This window comes from Bradyrhizobium sp. Ash2021 (assembly GCF_031202265.1).
Taxonomy (GTDB): Bacteria; Pseudomonadota; Alphaproteobacteria; order Rhizobiales; family Xanthobacteraceae; genus Bradyrhizobium.
Genome location: NZ_CP100604.1, coordinates 4,160,298 through 4,182,547, shown reverse-complemented (window position 1 = coordinate 4,182,547; position 22,250 = coordinate 4,160,298). Strand labels below are relative to the sequence as shown.

19 protein-coding genes and 1 pseudogene are annotated in these 22,250 nt (G+C 63.3%); 10 read left to right on the top strand and 10 right to left on the bottom strand.

Annotated elements, in window-relative coordinates; translation table 11 throughout:
* Window positions 1-2 precede the first annotated feature (2 nt).
* Window positions 3-1,730 carry an ATP-dependent helicase gene (locus NL528_RS19745; protein ID WP_309184980.1) on the top strand — a complete coding sequence of 576 codons (1,728 nt, stop codon included), beginning with the start codon at window positions 3-5 and terminating at the stop codon, window positions 1,728-1,730.
* A gap of 88 nt (window positions 1,731-1,818) precedes the next feature.
* Here the strand turns inward: NL528_RS19745 and guaA are convergent, their stop codons facing one another.
* Window positions 1,819-3,414 carry a glutamine-hydrolyzing GMP synthase gene (gene guaA / locus NL528_RS19740; protein ID WP_309184343.1) on the bottom strand — a complete coding sequence of 532 codons (1,596 nt, stop codon included), beginning with the start codon at window positions 3,412-3,414 and terminating at the stop codon, window positions 1,819-1,821.
* A gap of 151 nt (window positions 3,415-3,565) precedes the next feature.
* Between guaA and NL528_RS19735 the strand changes: the two genes are divergently transcribed.
* Window positions 3,566-3,937, top strand: coding sequence for a nuclear transport factor 2 family protein (locus NL528_RS19735; RefSeq protein WP_309184342.1), 372 nt, complete (start codon window positions 3,566-3,568; stop codon window positions 3,935-3,937).
* A gap of 147 nt (window positions 3,938-4,084) precedes the next feature.
* Window positions 4,085-4,279 (top strand): annotated as a pseudogene (locus NL528_RS19730) (DHCW motif cupin fold protein); the annotation flags it as partial.
* Between the two features lie 124 nt (window positions 4,280-4,403).
* Here the strand turns inward: NL528_RS19730 and NL528_RS19725 are convergent.
* The gene (locus tag NL528_RS19725; RefSeq protein ID WP_309184341.1) at window positions 4,404-5,708 is read right to left on the bottom strand and encodes an RsmB/NOP family class I SAM-dependent RNA methyltransferase; all 1,305 of its coding nucleotides are present in this window, start codon (window positions 5,706-5,708) and stop codon (window positions 4,404-4,406) included.
* An 85-nt stretch (window positions 5,709-5,793) separates the two neighbouring features.
* Complete coding sequence (locus tag NL528_RS19720) at window positions 5,794-6,216, bottom strand: MAPEG family protein (protein ID WP_309184340.1); 423 nt, start codon at window positions 6,214-6,216, stop codon at window positions 5,794-5,796.
* A gap of 445 nt (window positions 6,217-6,661) precedes the next feature.
* Between NL528_RS19720 and NL528_RS19715 the strand changes: the two genes are divergently transcribed.
* The 4 genes from NL528_RS19715 (at window position 6,662) to NL528_RS19700 (ending at window position 11,033) form a co-directional block, all read left to right on the top strand.
* Window positions 6,662-7,489, top strand: coding sequence for a metallophosphoesterase (locus NL528_RS19715; RefSeq protein ID WP_309184339.1), 828 nt, complete (start codon window positions 6,662-6,664; stop codon window positions 7,487-7,489).
* A gap of 175 nt (window positions 7,490-7,664) precedes the next feature.
* Complete coding sequence (locus NL528_RS19710) at window positions 7,665-8,651, top strand: efflux RND transporter periplasmic adaptor subunit (protein WP_309184338.1); 987 nt, start codon at window positions 7,665-7,667, stop codon at window positions 8,649-8,651.
* A 1-nt stretch (window position 8,652) separates the two neighbouring features.
* Window positions 8,653-9,873: an ABC transporter permease gene (locus NL528_RS19705; protein WP_309184337.1), complete on the top strand. Its 1,221-nt coding sequence runs from the start codon at window positions 8,653-8,655 to the stop codon at window positions 9,871-9,873.
* Window positions 9,870-11,033, top strand: a complete 1,164-nt coding sequence (locus NL528_RS19700) for an ABC transporter permease (protein WP_309184336.1) — start codon at window positions 9,870-9,872, stop codon at window positions 11,031-11,033. The genes NL528_RS19705 and NL528_RS19700 overlap by 4 nt, the downstream gene beginning before the upstream one ends.
* 138 nt (window positions 11,034-11,171) lie before the next feature.
* Here the strand turns inward: NL528_RS19700 and NL528_RS19695 are convergent, their stop codons facing one another.
* The 5 genes from NL528_RS19695 to NL528_RS19675 all read right to left on the bottom strand — a co-directional run bounded on the left by NL528_RS19695 (window position 11,172) and on the right by NL528_RS19675 (window position 15,328).
* Window positions 11,172-11,390 (bottom strand): hypothetical protein, encoded by a 219-nt coding sequence (locus NL528_RS19695; protein WP_309184335.1) that lies wholly within the window; start codon window positions 11,388-11,390, stop codon window positions 11,172-11,174.
* Window positions 11,391-11,564: 174 nt separating this feature from the next.
* A complete protein-coding gene (locus NL528_RS19690; RefSeq protein WP_309184334.1) occupies window positions 11,565-12,590 on the bottom strand; it encodes an NADP-dependent oxidoreductase in 1,026 nt (341 codons plus the stop codon).
* A 147-nt stretch (window positions 12,591-12,737) separates the two neighbouring features.
* On the bottom strand, window positions 12,738-13,361 hold the full coding sequence (locus tag NL528_RS19685; protein WP_309184333.1) for a hypothetical protein: 624 nt from the start codon (window positions 13,359-13,361) through the stop codon (window positions 12,738-12,740).
* 4 nt (window positions 13,362-13,365) lie between these two features.
* A complete protein-coding gene (gene guaB / locus NL528_RS19680; RefSeq protein ID WP_309184332.1) occupies window positions 13,366-14,856 on the bottom strand; it encodes an IMP dehydrogenase in 1,491 nt (496 codons plus the stop codon).
* 223 nt (window positions 14,857-15,079) lie between these two features.
* Window positions 15,080-15,328 (bottom strand): hypothetical protein, encoded by a 249-nt coding sequence (locus tag NL528_RS19675; RefSeq protein WP_309184331.1) that lies wholly within the window; start codon window positions 15,326-15,328, stop codon window positions 15,080-15,082.
* 154 nt (window positions 15,329-15,482) lie between these two features.
* On the opposite strand from NL528_RS19675, the gene NL528_RS19670 reads away from it, so the two are divergent.
* Window positions 15,483-16,958 carry an MFS transporter gene (locus tag NL528_RS19670; protein WP_309184330.1) on the top strand — a complete coding sequence of 492 codons (1,476 nt, stop codon included), beginning with the start codon at window positions 15,483-15,485 and terminating at the stop codon, window positions 16,956-16,958.
* 56 nt (window positions 16,959-17,014) lie between these two features.
* Entirely contained in the window at window positions 17,015-19,057 is a 2,043-nt protein-coding gene (locus NL528_RS19665) for an acetoacetate--CoA ligase (protein ID WP_309184329.1), read from the top strand.
* Between the two features lie 478 nt (window positions 19,058-19,535).
* On the opposite strand, the gene NL528_RS19660 is transcribed toward NL528_RS19665, so the two are convergent.
* Complete coding sequence (locus tag NL528_RS19660; RefSeq protein WP_309184328.1) at window positions 19,536-20,621, bottom strand: amidohydrolase family protein; 1,086 nt, start codon at window positions 20,619-20,621, stop codon at window positions 19,536-19,538.
* Between the two features lie 218 nt (window positions 20,622-20,839).
* On the opposite strand from NL528_RS19660, the gene NL528_RS19655 reads away from it, so the two are divergent.
* Window positions 20,840-21,817: a tripartite tricarboxylate transporter substrate binding protein gene (locus NL528_RS19655; protein ID WP_309184327.1), complete on the top strand. Its 978-nt coding sequence runs from the start codon at window positions 20,840-20,842 to the stop codon at window positions 21,815-21,817.
* A 40-nt stretch (window positions 21,818-21,857) separates the two neighbouring features.
* Here the strand turns inward: NL528_RS19655 and NL528_RS19650 are convergent, their stop codons facing one another.
* Window positions 21,858-22,118, bottom strand: coding sequence for a hypothetical protein (locus tag NL528_RS19650; protein ID WP_309184326.1), 261 nt, complete (start codon window positions 22,116-22,118; stop codon window positions 21,858-21,860).
* Window positions 22,119-22,250 lie beyond the last annotated feature (132 nt).

The following is a 22,250-nucleotide window of genomic DNA, read 5'->3' as shown; positions in this document are numbered from 1 at the left end:
CTATGCCTTCGTACGCTCCTACCAAACAGCAGCAGGAAATCATCGATCACGCCGGCGCTGCTTTCGTGACGGCTTGCCCCGGCGCCGGCAAGACCAGGACAATGGTCGAGCGTGCTCGGCAGTTGCTGAGCAAGCCCACAGATCGTCGCGGCGTCGCATTTCTCTCCTTCACCAACGCCGCAGTGGATGAATTGGAAGCACGCCTAAGAGCGTTCGGCATTCTCCCTTCGCCACTTTTCCCAAGCTTTATCGGAACTTTCGACCGCTTCCTGTGGCAGTTCTTAATAACGCCTTTCGGTATCCCTGGTTGCGATCGCGTGCCAAAGCTCATTCCCGACAAGAGCAATTGGGAGGTGAAGCCGCCATACGACGGCGCCCAGCCACTTTCCCTACGTTGCTTCGACAGAGCTACCGGTAAGGTCGACCCCGCGCTTGCGAAAGATGAGGGTTTCGACGTCACGACACGAAAAATCAGCGCACATGAGACGCAGGCAATTGCGATCATCAAGAATGCAAGGAGCCAAGGGCAAGTCGATTTTGATGACGTGCGCGTCAGCGTTCAAGAACGTTTGGGAGACGCAGCTTTCGCGAAACGTGTCGGCGAAGCCCTTTCAGCCAGGTTTTGCGAGATCGTCGTAGATGAGGCCCAGGACTGCAATCCCGCCGATCTGGCTATTGTCAACTGGTTGCGGAGATCCGAGATCACCGTGAAGGTTATTTGCGATCCTCACCAGTCAATCTACGAATTTCGGGGCGGAGTGACGAACGAGCTTTATAAGTTCGCAGCCACCTTTGACCCAAACGATCAGCTGCCGATGAGCGGGAATTTTCGCTCTACGCCCGCCATCTGTGCTGCGATCGTGGCGCTTCGGCCACCTTCCTCACGGTCTAATCCTGACAATTCCGTAGGCCCGTATAGAAATGATACGACACCCGTTCATATCATTTCTTATAGCGGCGGTGCGGTATCTCCCGCGATTGGTTCAACGTTTCAGAGTGTCGTCGAAGAACTCGGCATTCCGCTGCAGAGCGCGCCGGTGCTGGCGTCCACGCGCAATAGCGCCTGTAAAGCGATTGGTCAGCCCACTATCAAGCCGACCAGCCACATGACCATTGTTCTGGCTGAAGCGGCTATGAACTATCATTTCGCGTTTGCTGTCGGAAACCGGCGAGATGCCTTGGTTAACCTACACCGCGTCATCCTTTTGGTTCAGGGACGCATCAGCTCACTCGGTGGCTACCACACCTATTTGGCAAGTGAGGGGCTTGAAGATGGCGGTTGGCGCCCAGAGGTCATTGCTCTCGCCCACGGCCTTCGATTCAACCCAACGGACAAAGCCGACCAGTGGTTGGAGAGAGCCCGCGAGCTTCTTGCAAAGGGGCTCATTGCGGCGTCGAGCATCAAACAGCGCCTGAGAGCACACGGAGATCTGGCCACCGCATTAGACTGCGCACCCGCCAATTCTCCACCAGCGCGCACTATCCATTCTGCCAAGGGTCTGGAGTTCCCTGCCGTCTGCGTGGTGATGACCACCAAGACCGCAGCCGGGATTCTCGACCTGCTAGAGGGCAACGCGTCTGACGGTCAGGATGAGGAGGCGCGCAAAATCTACGTTGGAGCGTCGCGCGCGGAGCGCCTCCTGGTAATTGCAATTCCAAAAAGCCGGGCTTCGCGCCTCCAAGCCCTCCTTGGGAAGGTTTGCTGCCCCGTAAAGCTCCATCAAATCTAGAGCAGAAACATGATGTGGTCGCGGTAGTACGCAAAACCACGCTTCTATGCGAAAACCATGCTAGAAAGACCGACCTCCATCGTTTTTCCTACTCCCACTCAATCGTCCCCGGCGGCTTAGACGTCACGTCATACACCACCCGGTTCACCCCCTTCACCTCGTTGATGATCCGCGTCGCGGTCTCGCCGAGAAACTTCATGTCGAAGGGATAGAAGTCGGCGGTCATGCCGTCGGTCGAAGTGACCGCGCGCAGGCCGACGACGAAATCATAGGTGCGGCCGTCGCCCATCACGCCGACGGTCTTGACCGGCAGCAGCACGGCAAAGGCCTGCCAGATGGTGTCGTAGAGGCCGGCTTTGCGGATCTGATCGATATAGACGGCGTCGGCCTTGCGCAGGATGTCGAGCTTTTCCTTCGTGATCTCGCCGGGGCAGCGGATTGCAAGGCCCGGGCCTGGGAACGGATGGCGGCCGACGAAGATTTCGGGGAGACCGAGTTCGCGGCCCAACACGCGGACCTCGTCCTTGAACAATTCGCGCAAGGGCTCGACCAGCTTCATGTTCATGCGCGCCGGCAGGCCGCCGACATTGTGGTGCGACTTGATGGTTACCGACGGGCCGCCGGTGAAGGAGACGCTCTCGATCACGTCGGGGTAGAGCGTGCCCTGCGCCAGAAAGTCCGCGCCGCCGATCTTTTTTGCCTCGACATCGAACACGTCGATGAACAGGCGGCCGATGGTCTTGCGCTTGATCTCGGGGTCGGTGACGCCAGCGAGTTCGCCCAAGAATTGCTTCGACGCATCAACGTGGACCAGCGGGATGTTGTAGTGGTGCCGGAACAGGTCGACGACGGTCCTGGCCTCATCCAGCCGCAGCATGCCGTGATCGACGAACACGCAGGTGAGCTGGTCGCCGATCGCCTCGTGGATCAGCACCGCGGCCACGGCGGAGTCGACGCCGCCGGAAAGGCCGCAGATCACCCTGCCCTTGCCGACCTGCGCCCGGATCTTCTCGATCGCCTCCTCGCGGAAGGCGCGCATGGTCCAGTCGCCGGTGAGGCCTGCGACCTTGCGGACGAAATTGCGCAGCAGCTTGGCGCCGTCGGGCGTGTGCACCACTTCGGGGTGGAACATCAGGCCGTAATATTTGCGCTTCTCGTCCTGGATCACGGCGAACGGGGCGTTCGGCGACACGCCGGCAACGATAAAGCCCGGCGGCATTTTGGTGATGCGGTCGCCATGGCTCATCCAGACCTGATGGCGTTCGCCCATGCCCCAGGCGGACTCGAACAGCTTGCTTTGGGCTTTGACCTCGACATCGGCGCGGCCGAATTCGCGGTGATGCCCGCCCTCGACCTCGCCGCCGAGCTGGGCGGCCATGGTCATCTGGCCGTAGCAGATGCCGAGCACGGGAACGCCGGAATCGAAGATGGCTTGCGGCGCGCGCGGCGAGCCTGCCTCATGCACCGACTCAGGCCCGCCGGAGAGGATCACCGCTTTCGGCTTCATTTCCTTGAAGGCCGCTTCGGCCTTCTGGAACGGCACGATCTCGGAATAGACGCCCTCCTCGCGCACCCTTCGCGCGATCAGTTGCGTCACCTGACTGCCGAAATCGACGATCAGAATCTTGTCATGCGCCGAGGCCACTGTTGGCGTCGACTCGCGGGCGGGCGTGGCTGCTGTCATGGCAAGCAGATACGCGACGGGGGGCTGGCTCGCAACCGCGGCAAAGCACTGGCCCACATGCTTCTGCGGGCATGGACATGACCTATTTAGGTCAGTATCATTGACCTAATTTGTCCAACCATAAACTCAACAGGAATTTTGGGAGGAAAACATGCCGACGGCTCACGACGCCACGCAGCTCGCAGCGCTTGGGCGCGAATGGATCGCCGCCTGGAATTCACGCGACCTCGAGCGGGTGCTGGCCCTCTATGCCGAGGACGCCGAAATGACCTCGGACAAGATCCAGGCCCTCGGCTTCGACTCCGCCGGAACATTAGCAGGCAAGGCCAAGATCCGGATCTATTGGGGAAAAGCGCTGACGCTGCTGCCCGATTTGCACTTCACCCTGATCGATCTGTTCATCAGCCCTGACAGCCTCATCGTGTTCTACGCGAACGAGCGCGGCGCGAGGATTTGCGAATATCTGCGGCTGGATGCGCAGGGCAAGATCGTGCAGGGCTCGGCCAATCATCTGGCGCATTAGATGGTCGTCATTGCGAGCCACCGGGTCGCTCGAACGCGCGCCCGATGACAGGCTCCGCGAAGCAATCCACCTCGCAGCGTAAAGAAAGAATGGATTGCTTCGTCGCTTCGCTCCTCGCAATGACGTTGATGGAGTCGGATTCTCGAGCCCGGCTATCTCGCCGACCACTGCTGCGACCGCGGCCACGTGCTTTACGTCGTCGAGGGCGAACTCGACACCGAATTGCGCGACGGCCGCGCCTTCAAGCTGTTGCCGGGCATGAGCTACCAGGTCTCGGACCATGGAGACGCCGCGCATCGTTCGTCGACCAAAACCGGTGCGAAGATTTTTATTGTGGATTGACGAGCGCGCAGTCCATCCCCGTCATTGCGAGCGCAGCGAAGCAATCCATCTTGCAGCGTAAAGGAAGAATGGATTGCTTCGTCGCTTCGCTCCTCGCAATGACGGGGATGGAGTCGGCGTGTCGTCAGGAAGCCGCCTTCTTCAGCACCGAGACAAAAAACCCATCCGTCCCGGTGCGCCGCGGGGTCATCAGCCAGCCTTCCGGCGACTGCAGCGCCGCCTTGGCAAAATCCTCGGCCTTGTCCCACAGCACGCTTGCGGTCTGCTCCGGCGGCACCATCGAAAATTCCGGATGGCGCGCGAGAAAGTTTTTGATCTGGTCGCCGTTTTCGGCTGATAGCACCGAGCAGGTGATATAGGCGATCCGCCCGCCCGGCTTGACCAGGGCGCTCGCGCGATCGAGCACCGCGATCTGGTCCTTCAGCCGCACTTCGAGTGCGCCCGGGCGCATCCGCCATTTGGCGTCGGGGTTGCGCCGCCACGTGCCCGTCCCGGTGCAGGGCGCGTCGATCAGCACCAGATCGGCGGAGGCGTGGATGTCGGTCAGCGTATCGTTCGCCCCCTTCGGCGTGCGGACATCGGCGTTGTGGACGCCGGCGCGCGACAGCCGTTCATAGATCGGCGCGAGCTGCCGCTTGTCGTGGTCGGTCGCGATCAGCCGGCCCTTGCCCTGCATCATCGCCGCCAATGCCAGCGTCTTGCCGCCGGCGCCGGCGCAGAGATCGATCACCTGCTCGCCGGGCTTTGCCGCCGACAACAGGGCGGCGAGCTGCGAGCCCTCGTCCTGCACTTCGATGGCGCCCTTGATGAAATCCTCCTCGGCATGGACGCCGGGATTGCGCGCGTCGGCGCCGAGTTCGATGCGCAGCCCGATCGGCGACCACGGCGTCTCGCTGGCGCCGAGATGCTTGAGCCGCGGCAGCAGTTTTTCGCGCGTAGCCTTCAGCGTGTTGACGCGCAGATCGAGCGGCGCCCGGCTCGCCATCGCGGTCGCCTCGGCGACGCGATCGTCGCCGAACACCTGCGCCAGATAGGGATCGAGCCATTCCGGATAATCGCCGGCGATGTGGGCCGGCGCGCCCTCGAGCGACCGCGAGGTCAGCGCCGCGCGCTCGGCCTCGCTCAGCGGCTCCGGCGCAAAGCGTCCGCCGTCGCAGAGCGCTGCGATGGCATCGACGTCCATGCCGCGCTCGAGCTTGAGCATGCCGAGCGCCCGGGCGCGCGGCGTGTCGGCGTCCATCAGCCACGCGCTCGAGGCGCGCCGGCGCAGCACGTCCCAGAGCAGGCCGGAGATCGCGGCGCGGTCGCCGGAGCCGGCATAGCGGTGCGCGGTGCCCCACTCCTTCAGCGCTTTCGCCGCGGGAACGCGCTGGGCGTCGATGGTTTCGATCAGTTCAATGGCTGCGGACAGCCGGGCAGCGGGAGTCATCTAGGGCTTTCGGTTGGACTTCTTGTTTGAGCATAATCTCTTCGGAAAACCGGTACCCACTTTTCCGGATCATGCTCGTGCGCGTTCAGATCAACAGCAAAATCTTCAGCGCGAAATAGATCCACATCGCCAGCAGCACCAGCACGCCGGCGAACCAGGCGAGTGAACGCGTCCGGACGTCGTTCGAGGTCACGAAGATGCCGGCGTGGGCAAAGCGCGTCACCACGAATACCCACGACATCAGCACGATGAAGAGATCGGCGTGGCGCAGCGGCAGCGCCAGCGCGATCAGGGCATAGAACAGCAAGGGAATCTCGAACTGGTTCCTGAAGCAATTGGCGATCTGGGTGGCGCGTTCCGGCCAGTTCGGCTGGCCGAGCGCAATGTCCTTGAGGCTGATTTCCCGGCCCGTGATCGCACGGGAGCGCGCCGAGGCCATCCAAAGCAGCAGGGCGAAGGTGAGACCGACCAGCACGAAGACCGGCAGCAAAACCATTTGAACCGACATCAGAATCTCCCCCAGGGCAAGCGAGGTTTAAGCAATAGCGGCCGCGCACCCCCCTGACAATGAACCCGGTCCGGCCGGCTTGAACCACAACCCGCGCTCCGGTGACCAACTATCCAGAGTTCCAGTGATTTGAGCTTTGGCTTTGACGCGGCCCCGCGGGATGGCGCGATGAACATCACCTCCCCGATGCTGGCTGGCGCGGCCCATATCGCCGAATTGCCCGGCGATTCCGTGACCGCGCAGGCCGAGGCCAACGACGCCTTTGCGATCCGCTATCGCCTGCTCTGAACGTCGACGCGCCGGCTGCGGCTTCTCGATTCGAACAATTTTTCAGACAACCCTTCAAACAACCTTCACTGCAATCCCGATCGCGCCGACAATGACGGCTGGAATTTCATCAATCCGTCGCCGACAAATATATAATCGGCGCCGGAAGGAATAACGCATGCCCGAATTCCGCCTGACCCAGATTTCCGATACCCATCTCGCCCGCCGCCTGACAACCCTGACCGAAAATTTCCATCGCGTCAGCGAACATATCGAGGCGACGCGCCCCGATCTCGTCGTCAACACCGGCGATCTCGCGTTCGACGCCCCGACCCATCCCGACGATCTTGAATTCGCCAGGACGCTGCACGCAGCACTGCCCGTGCCCTGCCGCCATTTGCCGGGCAATCACGACATCGGCGACAACCCGACGGCGGTGGGGCCTGTTCCCACCCATCCGACGACGGAACAACGCCTGAAGACTTTTCGTTCGGTCATCGGCGAAGATCGCTGGCGCTTTGAGGAAGCCGGCTGGTGCTTTATCGGGCTGAATTCGCTGGTCATGAACACCGGGCTCGATAGCGAGGCCGAGCAGTTCGACTGGCTGGCCTCGCGGCTCGCGCACGTCAACGGCAAGCCGGTGGCGCTGTTCGTGCACAAGCCGCTTTTTCTCAACACGCCCGGCGATCCCGAACTTGCCGAGTCGGCAATACGCTACGTGCCGGAGCCCGCACGCCGCCGGCTGATCGACATGCTGGGCAAGGTCGATCTGCGGCTGGTCGCCTCGGGCCACGTCCATCAGCGCCGCGATTTCACTTTTCGCCGTGTCCGCCACGTCTGGGCGCCGTCCGCCGGCTTTGTCATCTCAGATGCGCAACAGGAACTGATCGGCATCAAGCAAACCGGGCTGGTGGAATACCGCTTTGCGCCCGACAGCTTTGAGGTGCGTTACGTCACCGCAAAGGGCCAGGTCGATATCGATCTGGACTCCTTGTTGAAGCGATAGCCCGGCGGCGCAGGTGCCGCCGGTTCGACACTGGCGCGGCCGGAGGGGGCCGGCCTCATTTCCGGCGTTCGGTGACGTGATTGATTCATTCCGGCGGATGAGGTCGAATACGGTTGGCAATGCCGTATTGGCACGAAAATGCCCGGGCGCCGTTGCCGGTGATAAGGGGATAAAGATGGCAAAGTCGAACGCGGTTCGCTGGATCGTCGGACTGGTGGTCCTGGGAGCGTTCGGCGTCGCCGTCTGGCTGGCGACGCGCCCGCCGCCACTGACCATTCAGGGCGAAGTTTCGGCCGATCGCGTCGACATCAGCCCGCGCGTCGGGGGCCGCATCGGCAAGCTCGGGGCCAATGTCGGCGACATGGTCGAGCGCGGAACGACGATCGCGGAACTCGACAGCCCGCAACTTGTGGCCGCCCTGGTTGCCGCCCGCGCCGCGCTCAGCGTCGCCAATGCCGACCTCGCCCGCATCAACAGCACGCGGCCCGAAACGATCGCCGCCCGCCGTGCCGATTCCGCCGCCGCGCAAGCCGACGTAATCCTCGCCAAGGAAACCTTCGACCGGCAGAACCAGCTGGCAAGTACCGGCAATGCGCCGCAGGCGCGGGTCGACGAAGCCACCCGCAATCTCGAAATGGCGGCGCGGAAGAAAGACGCGGCCGACGCGGCGCTGCAGCTCGCGGTCGCCGGTGCCAGCCCCGAGGAGCGCGCGCTTGCCGCGGCTCAGGTCAAGCAGGCCGAGGCAGCCCTGAGCCAGCGCGAAGTCGACATCGCAGAACTCGTCATTCGCTCCCCGATCGCGGGCCAGGTCACGACCCGGATTGCCGAACTCGGCGAAAATTTCAGCGCCGGCGCGCCGCTGTTTTCGATGGTCGACATCCGCAACGTCTGGTTCACGTTCAATCTGCGCGAGGATCTGCTTGGCGGCCTCAAGGTCGGCGACACCTTCGAGGTGACGGTTCCGGCGCTGCGGTCGGAGCGCATTCCGGTACGCGTCACCGTGATCAACGTGCAGGGACAATATGCGACCTGGCGGGCGACGCGCGCCACCGGCGAATTCGACCTGCGCACCTTCGAGGTCCGCGCCGCGCCGGTCCAGCCAAGAGAGGGATTGCGGCCGGGCATGAGCGCGATTGCGTCCTGGGCCGAACGAGGACGCTGAAATGCGATCGCGCGCCGGCCTTCGGTTTGGCTTCCGCCTGGTGTTCTGGCGGGAGCTGCGCTGGCTTCGCCGGCGTTATTTCCTGCTCGCCCTGACGACGCTGGTGCCGCTCGGTCTGATGGCGTTGCTGATCGCGATTTTCAGCGCGGGACTGGCGACCCGGCTGCCGATCGGCGTCCTCGATCTGGATAATTCCGACCTGTCGCGCACCGTCGTCCGGATGGTCGACGCGACGCCGGATGCCGCCGTCGAGGTCCATGTCGGCGAACTCGCGGCGGGGCGGCAGCTGATTCAGTCGGGCCAGATCTACGGCCTGCTGATGCTGCCGAAAGACCTGCAGCGCGACGTCTTCGCCGGCCGCCGGCCGGAGGTGGTGTTCTTCTACAACACCCAGAAGATGACCTCCGGAAACATCGTTCTGCGCGGCGTCAGCAATGCGGTGCCGACGGCAGCCGCCGGCATTCGCCTGTCGCTGCGGACCGAACAGGGCCAGCCCGCCGATGTTGCGCAGGCCGACCTCACGCCGATTCCGGTGCAAACCAACGCGCTGTTCAATCCGACGCTGAACTACGTGCATTTTCTGCTCGCCGCGCTGCTGCCCAGCCTGCTGCAGATCGTGATCGTGACGACATCGTCCTATTCGGCCGGAATGGATATCGAGACCAATCACCGGCTGCGGATATTGCGACGCCTGGGCGGCGGGCTGTGGCCCGCGGTCGCAGGCAAGCTTTTGCCCTACACCATCCTCTATCTGGCGATCCTGCTGGTTTCGGACAGCATTCTTTTTCACTTCTTCGATTTGCCGCTACGCGGCAGCGGAACGCTGCTGCTGTTCGCGGGCATTCTCTTCATCCTCGCCTGCCAGCTCATCGGCACCGTGCTGGCCCTCGTCCTCAAGCCGATGGCCAGCGCCGTCAGCATCGGATCGCTGCTGACGGCGCCGGCCTTCGGCTACATGGGCGTGAGTTTTCCGCGGCATGGCATGAACGCCTTCGCCTATGGGTGGGGCGAGATCCTGCCCGGCACCTGGTACTTGATGGCGCGGATCGACCAGACCATCCGGGGAACACCACTCGACCTGTCCTGGAAACCGGTGTTCGTTCTCTGCGCCTTTGTGACCGGCCTTGGCGCCCTGCTCGGCCTGTTGCTCGAGACGCGGCGCAAGCAGACCGACTCCGGCAAGCGCCCTGCATTGGATACCGCCCGGGAGGCTGTGCCATGAAAGCGACGCTCGCCGTGCTGCGAAACGAACTGCATCGGATCCTCACGCTGCGGCCGGCCTTTTCCGTGCTCGTCGTTGCCACCATCCTCTATGCCGCGTTTTACCCTCAACCCTATGTCAACGAGGCCCTGCGCGACCTCCCGATCGCCATCGTCGACCGCGACAACACGCTCGGCAGCCGCGAACTGGCGCGCCGCGTCGATGCCACGCCCGATGTCGCGATCACCATGGCGCTGCCGGACCTTGCGACCGCCGAGCGTGAAGTCTTTGCGCGGCGAATCTCCGGCATCCTGCTGATCCCCCAGTACTTCGAGCGCGACCTCCTGCACGGCCGGCCCTCGCCGGTCGCGCTCTACGCCGACGCCAGTTACTTCCTCACCTATCAGCGCATATCGGGCGGCGTCAGCGCGGCTGCGCGAACGCTGGGGACCGAGGTCGAAACCGCACGGCTGATCGCGGCCGGCGTCGAACCCGCGTTCGCCAGCGCCGCGGCCGACCCCATGCCGTTGACCGCTGTCGCACTGTTCAACCCGCAAGCCGGCTATGCGACATATCTGCTGCCGGCCGCGTTCGTGTTGCTGCTGCAGCAGACGCTGCTGATCGGCGTGGGGCTGCTCGGCACGCTGCCCGGCGGCCGGTTCGGCTCGCGCGACGGCGCCGCAGCCAATGCCGGGCCTCTCGCGAGCGTCGCCGGAAAGCTTCTGGCCTACCTCGTGCTCGAAGCAGTGGTGCTGCCATTTTATCTGATCGTCCTGCCGTATCTCTACGGCCTGCCGCGGCTCGGGTCGGCGGTCGAGATTCTGATCCTCGCGCTTCCCTTTGTGCTCGCCGTCAGCGGGCTCGGCATGGTGATCGCCGCGATCTTCCGCTCGCCGCTGGCGGTCCAGCTTGCTTTTGCGGCGATCGGCTTGCCGTTCTTCTTCCTGGCCGGCTTCGCCTGGCCCCCGGAAGCCATTCCTCACGCCATCAGGATCGCATCAATTCTGGTGCCGAGCAGTGCCGCGATCGACGGCTTCGTCAAACTCAGCCAGCTCGGCGCGCCGCTGTTCGACGCGCGAAGCGAATCCCTGACGCTGTGGGCGCTTGCGATCCTCTACGGCGGCACAGCGCTGGCGCTTGAGATCAGAGATCGCCGCGCATCGCGTCTCGCGCCTGCCTGACCAAGCAGGCAAGATCGGTGTCATTTCAGGGTCCGCCGCCCGGCGCGGCGGACCGGTGCCGATGATCCGGACGCCCGCTTGAACAGCGAAGCGCCACGAGAGCCCGTCAGTATCCCTGCACGGAATAGGCCGGGGAAGCTAGCAAGGCGGTGCCGTATCCCACGGGGCCGTTGCGAACGCGCCCACGCGCGGCCCCGGATTGCAGGACTGCCCCCTGAGATAGACCGGGGGAGGCGCGGTGCCGACGTTGGAGTCCACCGCATAATGCCGCGTCACGTGATGCTCACGAGCCGCGACAGGCGTTGCCAGCATGGCGGCCGCGATCAAGCCGGCCGATAGAACGGTAAGGTTGGTCATTGATCTTCTCCAGGAATGAGAGAGGCCAACGATGAACGGCCTCCCAATGCGACACATGGGAAGTCAACGGCCCGCTTGACTGCCAAATCCTCTCACATTGCTTCAAGGTGGCGTGAGGCGGCCGCGCGACAACATCACGAATTGCGGCTTCGCGGTTGATCCACGATGCGGCGGTTACGCTCGGTCGGGCCCGACGCGCACGAGCTGCTTGCCGAAATTGGCGCCCTTCAGCAGGCCCATGAAGGCGGCGGGCGCGCTGTCGAGGCCTTCGGTGACGAACTCCTTGTGCTTGACCTTGCCCTCGCGCACCCAGGTCGACATGTCGCGCAGGAAATCGCCGTAACGCGCGGCAAAATCACTGACGATGAAGCCGCGGATGGTGAGGCGCTTGGTCAGCACGTTGCGCATCATCGCCGACGCCCATTTCGGCGCTGATGCCTCGGTGTCGTTGTAATGCGCGATCAGGCCGCACACCGGCACACGGGCGAACGCGTTGAGCAGCGGGAATACCGCCTCGAACACCGCGCCGCCGACATTCTCGAAGTAAACGTCGATGCCTTTCGGGCAGGCCTCTTTCAGCTTCGCCGCAAGATTGACATCGCGGTGATCGAGGCAATCGTCAAAACCGAGCTCCTTTTTGACGTAGTCGCACTTGTCCTTGCCGCCGGCGATGCCAACCGCGCGTGCGCCTTTGATCCGCGCGATCTGTCCGACCGCCGAGCCGACCGCGCCGGAGGCGGCCGCAACCACCACGGTCTCGCCGGCCTGCGGCTTGCCGATATCGAGCAGGCCGGTATAGGCGGTCATGCCGGGCATGCCGAGCACGCCAACCGCGGTCGAGATCGGTGCGATTTTTGGATCAATTTTTGCCAATCCCTTGCCGTCGGAGATGGCATGGGTCTGCCAACCGGCGCGCGACAGCACGATGTCGCCCTTGGCAAAACCGGGATTGTTGGAAGCTGCGACCTCGCTGACCGTGCCGCCCTCCATCACGCCGCCGATCGGTACCGGCGCCGCATAGGACGGCCCTTCGCTCATGCGCCCGCGCATATAGGGATCGAGCGACAGCCAGATGGTGCGCAACAGCACCTCGCCCGGACCGGGCGTCGGTGCCGTGTAATCTTCAATGCGGAAATCAGATGTCTTGGGCTCGCCGACGGGACGAGCGACGAGAACGACGCGTTTTGCTGGCTGCGACATGATTGTTTCCTCCGGTTTATTGTTATTTCGTCATTGCGAGGAGCAAAGCGACGAAGCAATCCACACTTGCTTTGTGGCCCTATGGATTGCTTCGCTGCGCTCGCAATGACGCTCTCTAATTTCCATTAGAGCATATTTTGTAAGATATCAGGCCGCGATTTTGGCGAGTGCCGCTTCGAACGCGGCAGCGGCGCTCGGCAGATCCGTGAAGGCAAGCCCGCTATCCGCGGTCTGCTTCTGCGCTTCGGTCGCGGTGGGACGAATTTCCGCGATCGGCTTTCCGCTGTCGAGCAGGGCTAGCGGCGCGATCACGTGAAACTCGTGGGCTTCGACCGGCTGGTCCTTCAAGAGAAAGACGCCGAGCGAGACGATATCCTTGCCGCGCCGGTATGAAATATAGCGGTCGACCGCAACCGAGCCGTCGCGCTGCATGCCGCCCAGTTTCGCGTAGCCTTTGGAATCCAGCAGTTTGTGGGCCTTGAAGCCCTTGACGCCCGCAGACCTTGCTTTCGCGGTCTCCTCCGACAGATCGTATTTAGCGGCCATCGCCTTGCCGATTTCGGCGAGTTGCTCCGACATGGCGTGCTCGAGTTCTTTCACCTCGGTACGCGGCTTCGACGGGTTGCGCGGCCTGGACGTATCGCGCTTCTCCATCTCGGCCTTGCATCGCGCGACGATCTCGGCGGCGGATTTCCGCTCGGCATTGGCGAGCAGGTTCTTCAAATCCTGTTTTGAAAGCGCGGCGATTCGTTCGTCCGACCAATCGATCATTCAACTAGACCCCGCCCGGGTAATTCGGGCTCTCGCGCGTGATGGTGACGTCGTGGACGTGGCTCTCGCGCAAGCCGGCGCCGGTGATGCGCACGAACTGCGCCTTGTCGTGGAATTCGGCGAGGTTTCGCGCCCCGACATAGCCCATCGCGGCGCGCAGGCCGCCGGCGAGCTGATGCATGACATTGCCGACCGGGCCCTTGTACGGCACCTGGCCCTCGATGCCCTCCGGCACCAGTTTCAGCGTATCCTTGATGTCCTGCTGGAAATAGCGGTCGGCCGAGCCGCGCGCCATCGCGCCGACCGAGCCCATGCCGCGATAGGCCTTGTAGGAGCGGCCCTGCCAGAGAAACACTTCGCCCGGCGTCTCGTCGGTGCCGGCCAGCAGCGAGCCGACCATCGCGATATCGGCGCCGGCGGCGAGCGCCTTGGCCAGATCGCCGGAATATTTGATGCCGCCGTCGGCGATCACGGGGATATCAGCCCTCTTCGCGGCTTCCACCGCGTCCATGATCGCGGTGAGCTGCGGCACGCCGACGCCGGCGACGATGCGCGTGGTGCAGATCGAGCCCGGCCCAATGCCGACCTTGATCGAATCCGCGCCGGCATCGATCAGCGCCTGCGCGCCCTCTTTCGTCGCGATATTGCCGGCGATGACCTGCACCGCGTTGGAGAGCCGCTTGATGCGGTTGACGGCCTCCAGAACCCGCGAGGAATGGCCATGGGCGGTGTCGACCACGATCAGGTCGACGCCGGCATCGATCAGCCGCTCGGTACGCTCGTAGCCGCCCTCACCGACGGTGGTCGCCGCGGCCACGCGCAAGCGGCCTTGCGCGTCCTTGCAGGCCAGCGGATGCGCGACCGCCTTTTCCATGTCCTTGACGGTGATCAGGCCGACGCAGCGATATTGATCGTCGACCACGAGCAGTTTTTCGATGCGGTGCTTGTGCAGCATCCGCTTGGCCTCGTCCTGGCTGACGCCTTCGCGCACCGTGACCAGGTTTTCGTGCGTCATCAGTTCGGAAATCTTCTGGCGCGGATCGGTCGCAAAGCGCACATCGCGGTTGGTGAGAATGCCGACCAGTTTTCCGGGCACACCCTTGGTCGCGCCCGTCACCACGGGAATGCCGGAGAATCCGTGGTCGTTCATCAGCGCCATCGCGTCCGACAGCATCGCGTCGGGACCGATCGTCAGCGGATTGACCACCATGCCGGATTCGTACTTCTTGACCTGCCGCACCTGGGCGGCCTGGCCCTCGACATCGAAATTGCGATGGATGACGCCGACGCCGCCGGCCTGCGCCATCGCGATCGCCATGCGTGCTTCGGTCACCGTGTCCATCGCGGAGGCGATGATCGGAATATTGAGCGGGATCGCGCGGGTGACGTGGGAGCGGATATCGGCCTCGGAGGGCAGGATGTCCGAGAGACCGGGTTTTAGAAGCACATCGTCGAACGTATAGGCTTCGCGGATTGCCTGAAGTCCCTGCGCCATTGCCAACTCCTTTTGGCGGCCATCCGCCGCGATATGATTTACGGATGAACGTCGCCTTCGGCGATGCTACCGGCATCGCCGTCGAATCGAAGCCCATCGGTGGGGTTGACGGCGGTCGATAGCATGGCGGGACGCCGAATCAAAGCGTTTGCCAGCCATGCACAGGCTTTTTGCGAAGCCGGCCGCGTTGGAGGCTAGCGAGGATAACCCGGTTTTCGCAGCGCTAGCGAGAATAACCCCGCGGCTGGCCGTGCCGGCGGATCGCCTCCACCACCTCCCGGTGCCGGCGGTCTCCCCGCTTCATGTGGACCGCGATCACCGCGTGCGCCGAGGGCACCAGCAGCAGGACGTGGAAAACCAGCCCGAAAAGCGCGCAAAACACCATCAGGACCAGGTTGAAGATCGCCGAAAACGGCTGCCCGTTCAGCAGCAGGCCGAGCGGCGGCAGCAAAGCGGCCAGCACGTAGATCATCGCAAGCCTCTCATTATCGCAAGATTCGGGCACCTGGCTCGGTGCATACCAGCGTCACGCAGGATTTAGGTGGTTTGGCCGGTTCCGCAATAGCGTGGGTGACGGGGGGATGATACAGCCCCCTCGCCTGCCTCATTTCGGCCTTCCGATTTCGATGAACAAACAACGCCTGATCCCGCTCATCGTGGCCACCGCCCTGTTCATGGAAAACATGGACTCGACGGTGATCGCGACCTCGCTGCCGGCGATCGCGGCCGATATCGGCACCAGCCCGCTGACGCTGAAGCTTGCGATCACGTCCTATCTGCTGTCGCTGGCGGTGTTCATTCCGGCCAGCGGCTGGACCGCCGATCGCTTCGGCGCGCGGATGGTGTTCTCGATCGCCATCGGCGTCTTCATGCTGGGATCGATCGGCTGCGCGCTGTCGACTTCGGTCACGGACTTCGTGATCGCACGCATCCTGCAGGGCCTCGGCGGTGCGATGATGACGCCGGTCGGGCGGCTGGTGCTGCTGCGCTCGATCGACAAGAGCGCGCTGGTCAATGCGATGGCGTGGGTGACGGTGCCGGCGCTGATCGGCCCGGTGATCGGTCCGCCGCTCGGCGGCTTCATCACCACCTATTTCTCCTGGCACTGGATCTTCCTGATCAACATCCCGATCGGGCTGCTCGGCATCTACATGGCAATGAAATACATCGACCCGATCCGCAGCGAGGATCCCGAGCGCTTCGACCTCAAAGGGCTGCTGCTGGCCGGCATCGGGCTGGCCGGCATTGCCTTCGGCCTCTCGGTCGCCGGCCTCAACCTCTTGCCATGGACGATCGTCGCCGGCCTCGTTGCCATCGGCTCGATCTCGATGACGCTTTACGTCGTGCATGCGCGGAAGACGAGATCGCCGGTGCTGGACTTTGCGATGCTGCGGCTGCCGACGCTGCGCGCCGCGATCATCGGCGGCTTCCTGTTCCGGCTCGGCATCGGCGCGCTGCCGTTTTTGCTGCCGCTGTTGATGCAGGTCGGCTTCGGCCTTTCCCCGTTCCAGTCCGGCCTCGTGACCTTCTCCTCCGCGGTCGGCGCCATGGGCATGAAGACGCTGGCGGCGCGCATTATCCGCACCTTCGGCTTTCGCAACATGATGACGATCAATGCCGTCGTCAGTTCGGTCTTTCTGGCGGCCTGCGCGCTGTTCACGGTGACGACGCCGCTAATGTTGATCTTCATCATCCTCGTGGTCGGCGGCTTCTTCCGCTCGTTGCAATTCACGGCGATCAACACCGTCGCCTATGCCGAGGTCGAACCGGCGCAGATGAGCCGCGCCACCACGCTGGTCAGCGTCAACCAGCAATTGGCGGTTTCCGCCGGCGTCGCCGTCGGCGCGTTCTCGGTGGAAACCAACCTCGCCCTGCATCGCGCCACCGAACTGACGGCCGGCGTATTCGCGCCGGCCTTCATCGTTGTCGCGATCATTTCGGCGGTGTCGTCGTATTTCTTCTGGCAGATGCCCGACGATGCCGGCCACGAGATTTCGGGGCGCCAGGCGGTCGAGATTTCCAGCCGCAAGGGCGCGGCAAGCGCCGCGGTGAAGGCTGCCACCGAAGATAGCCAGGACGCACGGGACCAGCGATTGGGGTAGAATGATCGCCAGCGTCGTACCCGGAAGACGTTCGCGCAAAAATGCCGAAAGAGACGATGACCCCCCCTTTCATTCCCCAAATCTCGCTTTACCGCCGTTGGCTCGCCGATCAACGCGGCCTCAATTTCTCCAATTACGAAGAGATGCGGCGATGGTCGGTCACCGACCTCGATGCTTTCTGGCAAAGCATCTGGGACTATTTTGACCTGCAATCGCCGACGCCGCACCGCGCGGTGCTGGCGCAGCGCAAGATGCCGGGCGCGGTCTGGTTTCCGGGGGCGCAGGTCAATTACGCGCGCCAGGTCATGCGGCATGTCGCGGCCGCGGATGCCGCGGGGCAGCCTGCGATCGTCAGTAGCGGCGAAGACGGCGTGCTGACGGAGACAAGCTGGCCCGAATTGCGCCGCAAGGTCGCAGCGCTCGCCCTTCATCTGAAGGCACAAGGCGTCGACGCCGGCGATCGGGTCGCCGCCTACCTTCCGAACATCCCCGAGACCATCATCGCCTTCCTCGCCACCGCGAGCATCGGCGCGATCTGGAGCGTCTGTGCGCCCGACATGGGCGCTCCCGCGGTGATTGATCGCTTCAAGCAGATCGAGCCGAAGGTGCTGATTGCCACCGACAGCGTCATTTATGCCGGACGCCGGCATGACCGGCGTCCGGTCGTCGAGGAATTGCGCCGGTCGCTTCCGACCGTTAAGCATTTCATTTTGCACGGCGACGCCGCCGACGCGCCGGCTTCCGGGCCTCTGCTGTCAAATATCCTCACAGGCAAAGGCCGCGAGATCGACGCCTTCGAACCGGTGTGGCTGCCGTTCGATCATCCGCTCTGGATCGTTTACTCCAGCGGCACCACCGGGCTTCCGAAACCGATCGTTCACGGCCACGGCGGCGTCATGGTCGTTGTGCTGCCGCTCAACGTGCTGCACAACGATATCGGTTGCAGCTACCAGCCGAATTCGCTCAGTGAACGCTTCCACTGGTACAGCTCGACCGGCTGGATCATGTGGAACTGCCAGGTCAACGCCCTGCTCGCCGGCACGACGTGCTGCATCTTCGACGGCAGCCCCGGCGGATCGAAGGAAAAGCCGGACTGGACCACGCTGTGGCGTTTCGTGTCCGACACCAAGACGACGTTCTTTGGCGCCGGCGCGGCCTTCTTCGCCAGTTGCGCCAAAGCCGAGATCGACCTCGCCGCCGTCGGCGATCTCTCACGATTGCGCGCGCTGGGATCGACCGGCTCGCCGCTCGCCAGGGATACCCAGGATTGGTTCAGTGAACGCTTCGCCGCGCTGTCGTCCATCAACGGCAACCTGGCGCAGGCCGAAATGCGCTGGGCGAACATGTCGGGCGGTACCGACTTCGCCGGCGCCTTCATCGGCGCCAATCCCGAATTGCCGCAGGCCGCCGGCACCATGCAGTGCCGGCTGCTGGGGTGCGCCGTCGAAGCCTTCGACGAACAGGGCCGCGCCGTCATCGACGAGGTCGGCGAACTCGTCTGCACCGAACCGTTGCCCTCGATGCCGCTGCGCTTCTGGAACGACGACGGCGACGCCCGCTATCACGGCAGCTATTTCGAGACCTATCCCGACAATTTCGACGGCACCGGCCGAGGCGCGGTCTGGCGTCATGGCGACTGGCTCAAGATCGGCGCCGACGGCACCTGCACGATCTACGGCCGCAGCGACGCGACCATCAACCGGCACGGCCTGCGGATGGGAACGAGCGAACTCTATTCCGCGATCGAAGCCCTGCCGGAAGTGCTGGATTCGATGGTCGTGGACCTCGAATATCTCGGCCGCGAAAGCTACATGCCGCTGTTCGTGGTGTTGCGCGACGGCGTGACGCTGGACCGAGCGATGCAGGCGCGGATCAATGCTGCGATCGAGGCGAGCCTGTCGCGCCGCTTCCTTCCCAACGAAATCATCGCTGTTCCCGAGATTCCACGAACGCTGTCGGGAAAGAAGCAGGAATTGCCGATCAAGAAATTGCTGCTCGGCCAGCCGCTGGAGAAGGTCATCAACAAGGACGCAATGGCCAATCCAGGATGCCTGGATTGGTATCTGGCGTTTGCGCGGGATCGCTTACAGCAAGCGTGACAGCGATCAGAGGTAGCCAAAGACTTAACTCGCCCCTCTTCACCGAGCGGCCGATTGCGGTGCGCTAATCGACTCGACGAGCTGTCGGTCTGATATTCATTAATCGACAAGCAATTTGCTGGCCTCCCCAACGGGTGGCGAAAGTTTCCGACACTTCAAACCAGCTACCATCGTTGCCGGCGCCATGATTGGCCCCCATGCATGAACATTGGCACTCGTGACCAATCGCATGCTGGCATGCAGGGGCGCACTTTTCCTGTTCGCGGTAGGGCTGAATAATATGTAATCTTCCATACTTCCGCAGCGCCCTCTCAACAAAGTCGTTGAACCAGGCACTAGGAATCTCCCACTACTTTCGTTCAACGAACCATTCAGGTGATGCCCGTCGTCCATTCCGCAACCAACCTCGATTTTCGTGCGAGAACGGGACTCTGATTCTAAGACGCTTGCCTTTTTTCCTGCCGCCTTGCTTTCGCTTTCACGAACCAAAATTGAGAATTTTCTCTGCCGTCCGGCCCAGAATATCCGCCTTGTCGTCGTCGCTCAGCGATGTTGATGCAAAAATGTGGTCGACCGGCTGCAACTGCCAGGGGAACGGATAGTCGCTGCCGAGCACAACCTGGCTGACGCCGACCTGGGCCACCAGATGACGCAGCGCCTCGGGCGTGAAGACCAGCGAGTCGAAATAGATCTGCTTGAGGTATTCGGTCGGCTGCTTCTTCAGCTTGATATCGGGATTGCATCCGCCGGGATTGACCAGGCAGGCATGATCCGAACGATCGGCGTAGGACGGCAAGAAACCGCCGCCGTGCGCAGCGATCACCTTCAGTCCGGGGAATTTGTCGAACGTCCCCTCGAAAATCAGGTGCGACAGCGCGATCGTCGTCTCCACAGGGTAGGCTATCGCGTTGCTCAGCCAGCCGTTGCCGGCCACTTGCTTGTTGAGCTCGGGCACGCCCTGCGGATGAATGAACAGGGACGCGCCGAGTTCTTCGGCCTTGGCCCAGACCGGATGGAATTTGGGATCGGAGAACGCCTCGCCGGCGACATTGCCGCCGATCGCAGCGCCCTTCAGCCCCTGCTTCTTGACCGCGGTTTCGAGTTCCTGCACCGCCAAGTCAGGCGCCTGCAGCGTCAGCGAGGCAAAGGCTGCGAACCGGTCGGGCTTTGAGGCGCAGAGCTCGGCCAGTTTCTCGTTCTGGACCTTGACGACCTGCCCGGCCAGTTCGCGATCCCGGCTGTACCAGTTCGGATTGACCGAGAGTACCTCCATGTCGACCGCCTGCGCGTCCATCGCCGCGAGCCGCTTGTTGATGTCGATGACCACCTCATCGGCGCCCCTGACCGGAGAAGGCGACGCGGGACCCAGCAGCTTGCTGGCTTCCGGGATGACGCAATGCGCGTGGACGTCGATGGTCCTGACCCGCTTGCCGCCCAACGACACCGGCAGCTTTTCCCGCGAAGTCTGTTGCCCGTGGGCGCTTTGCAGCAGACCGCAACTGCAAAACACGATCCCGGTAGCGGCAGCGGCGCTGCCGCGCAGAAAGTCACGGCGTGTGGTCATGACGGTTGCCTCCCTTGGCTTGTTTTCCGGCTTATTTTTTTCTGGCGTGGTGTGCCGGCACCACGCCAGATTGTAGCGAAGCGTAAGGCATGTCTGTGGGAACGACCAGTCCGTCACGGAAATATGAGCACAGCGTCTCAGGCAGGGCGGGCTTAGCCCGACGGACCTACTTGGCCCACGGGAATTGGGATAGGTTTGGTGCCGCAAGGGGACCTAGTATGAAACTTCACCGTCGTAAATTCCTTGAACTCGCAGGCGCCGTTGCCGCTGCGCCGGCCTTTGCGCAGTTCGCCTCGGCGGATGATTATCCGGCGCGGCCGGTGCGCATCGTCGCCGGTTTTGCCGCCGGCGGCGGGGTCGACATCACCGCACGCCTGATCGGCCAGTGGTTGACCGAGCATCTCGGCCAATCCTTTGTCACGGAGAACAGGGCGGGCGCCGGCGGCAATATCGGCACCGAGGCCGTCGTGACCGCGGCGCCCGACGGATATACGCTGCTGCTGGCGACCGTCCCGAACGCGGTCAACGCCTCGCTGTACGAAAAACTCAACTTCAATTTCATCAGCGATATCGCGCCGGTCGCCGGCATCATCCGCGTGCCGATGGTCATCCTGTTAAATCCATCGGTGCCGGCCACCACTGTCCCCGAGTTCATCAGCTATGCAAAAGCCAATCCGGGCAAGGTGAACATGGCTTCGGCCGGCAATGGCAGCGCGCCGCACATGGCCGGCGAACTGTTCAAGATGATGGCGGGCGTCGATTTGGTGCACGTCCCCTATCGCGGCCAGGGGCCGGCGCTGACCGATCTGCTCGGCGGCGAGGTGCAGGTGCTGTTCGCGACCGCGCCCGGCACCACCGATTACGTCAGGACCGGCAAGCTGCGGGCGCTGGCGGTGACATCGGCCGCGCGTGCGGAAGTGTTGCCGGAATTGCCGCCGGTCGGGGATTTCGTGCCGGGCTACGAAACCAGCCAATGGTACGGCATGTGCGCGCCGAAAAAGACGCCGCAGGACATCGTCGACAAGCTCAACAAGGAAATCAACACCGCGATCGCCGAGCCCGCGATGACGACACGGTTGGCCGCACTCGGCGGCGAGCCGCTGCCCGGCTCGCCCGCCGAGTTCGGCAAACTGATCGCGGAGGAAACCGAAAAATGGGCCAAGGTGGTCCGCGCCGCCGGCATCAAGCCGGAGTAAGACGGAAGACCTACACCCACCGGGCGGCCCGGTGCCGCGATCACCGCACGATCCGGCCCGGGATACGCGCGGCGCGGTCGATCTCCTTTTCGTTCCACGCGGCGAAACCGAGAAACAACCCCTGCTCCCTGGATTTGTGGAGCAGCAGGCTCGACAACGGACGGCCCGCGACGCCTGCATCGAAAAGCCGCGCCAACAGAGGCCGGTCGTTCGACGTGACGGCCCGCCGCCAAACATCCGGCGATAAAAAATCCACCTGAGAGTCAGAAACCGAACGGAAGCGCCAGCGCTGGTAGGCCATACCTTTGGCAGGCCGGGCGCGCGAGGGAACGCACCGGCCCATCGTCGAAATAGGGGATCGTTCCCGGCTCCGTCCCAGGCCACCAGGTGCCTCGGAACGGTTCGGAATGCAAATCGGACTGCCGTGCTTTGA

Bases quoted from the DNA above. Each gene is read 5' to 3' on its own strand.
- NL528_RS19745 (WP_309184980.1), top strand. From the start codon at position 3: ATGCCTTCGTACGCTCCTACCAAACAGCAGCAGGAAATCATCGATCAC.
- guaA (WP_309184343.1), bottom strand. From the start codon at position 3,414: ATGACAGCAGCCACGCCCGCCCGCGAGTCGACGCCAACAGTGGCCTCG.
- NL528_RS19735 (WP_309184342.1), top strand. From the start codon at position 3,566: ATGCCGACGGCTCACGACGCCACGCAGCTCGCAGCGCTTGGGCGCGAA.
- NL528_RS19725 (WP_309184341.1), bottom strand. From the start codon at position 5,708: ATGACTCCCGCTGCCCGGCTGTCCGCAGCCATTGAACTGATCGAAACC.
- NL528_RS19720 (WP_309184340.1), bottom strand. From the start codon at position 6,216: ATGTCGGTTCAAATGGTTTTGCTGCCGGTCTTCGTGCTGGTCGGTCTC.
- NL528_RS19715 (WP_309184339.1), top strand. From the start codon at position 6,662: ATGCCCGAATTCCGCCTGACCCAGATTTCCGATACCCATCTCGCCCGC.
- NL528_RS19710 (WP_309184338.1), top strand. From the start codon at position 7,665: ATGGCAAAGTCGAACGCGGTTCGCTGGATCGTCGGACTGGTGGTCCTG.
- NL528_RS19705 (WP_309184337.1), top strand. From the start codon at position 8,653: ATGCGATCGCGCGCCGGCCTTCGGTTTGGCTTCCGCCTGGTGTTCTGG.
- NL528_RS19700 (WP_309184336.1), top strand. From the start codon at position 9,870: ATGAAAGCGACGCTCGCCGTGCTGCGAAACGAACTGCATCGGATCCTC.
- NL528_RS19695 (WP_309184335.1), bottom strand. From the start codon at position 11,390: ATGACCAACCTTACCGTTCTATCGGCCGGCTTGATCGCGGCCGCCATG.
- NL528_RS19690 (WP_309184334.1), bottom strand. From the start codon at position 12,590: ATGTCGCAGCCAGCAAAACGCGTCGTTCTCGTCGCTCGTCCCGTCGGC.
- NL528_RS19685 (WP_309184333.1), bottom strand. From the start codon at position 13,361: ATGATCGATTGGTCGGACGAACGAATCGCCGCGCTTTCAAAACAGGAT.
- guaB (WP_309184332.1), bottom strand. From the start codon at position 14,856: ATGGCGCAGGGACTTCAGGCAATCCGCGAAGCCTATACGTTCGACGAT.
- NL528_RS19675 (WP_309184331.1), bottom strand. From the start codon at position 15,328: ATGATCTACGTGCTGGCCGCTTTGCTGCCGCCGCTCGGCCTGCTGCTG.
- NL528_RS19670 (WP_309184330.1), top strand. From the start codon at position 15,483: ATGAACAAACAACGCCTGATCCCGCTCATCGTGGCCACCGCCCTGTTC.
- NL528_RS19665 (WP_309184329.1), top strand. From the start codon at position 17,015: ATGACCCCCCCTTTCATTCCCCAAATCTCGCTTTACCGCCGTTGGCTC.
- NL528_RS19660 (WP_309184328.1), bottom strand. From the start codon at position 20,621: ATGACCACACGCCGTGACTTTCTGCGCGGCAGCGCCGCTGCCGCTACC.
- NL528_RS19655 (WP_309184327.1), top strand. From the start codon at position 20,840: ATGAAACTTCACCGTCGTAAATTCCTTGAACTCGCAGGCGCCGTTGCC.
- NL528_RS19650 (WP_309184326.1), bottom strand. From the start codon at position 22,118: ATGGCCTACCAGCGCTGGCGCTTCCGTTCGGTTTCTGACTCTCAGGTG.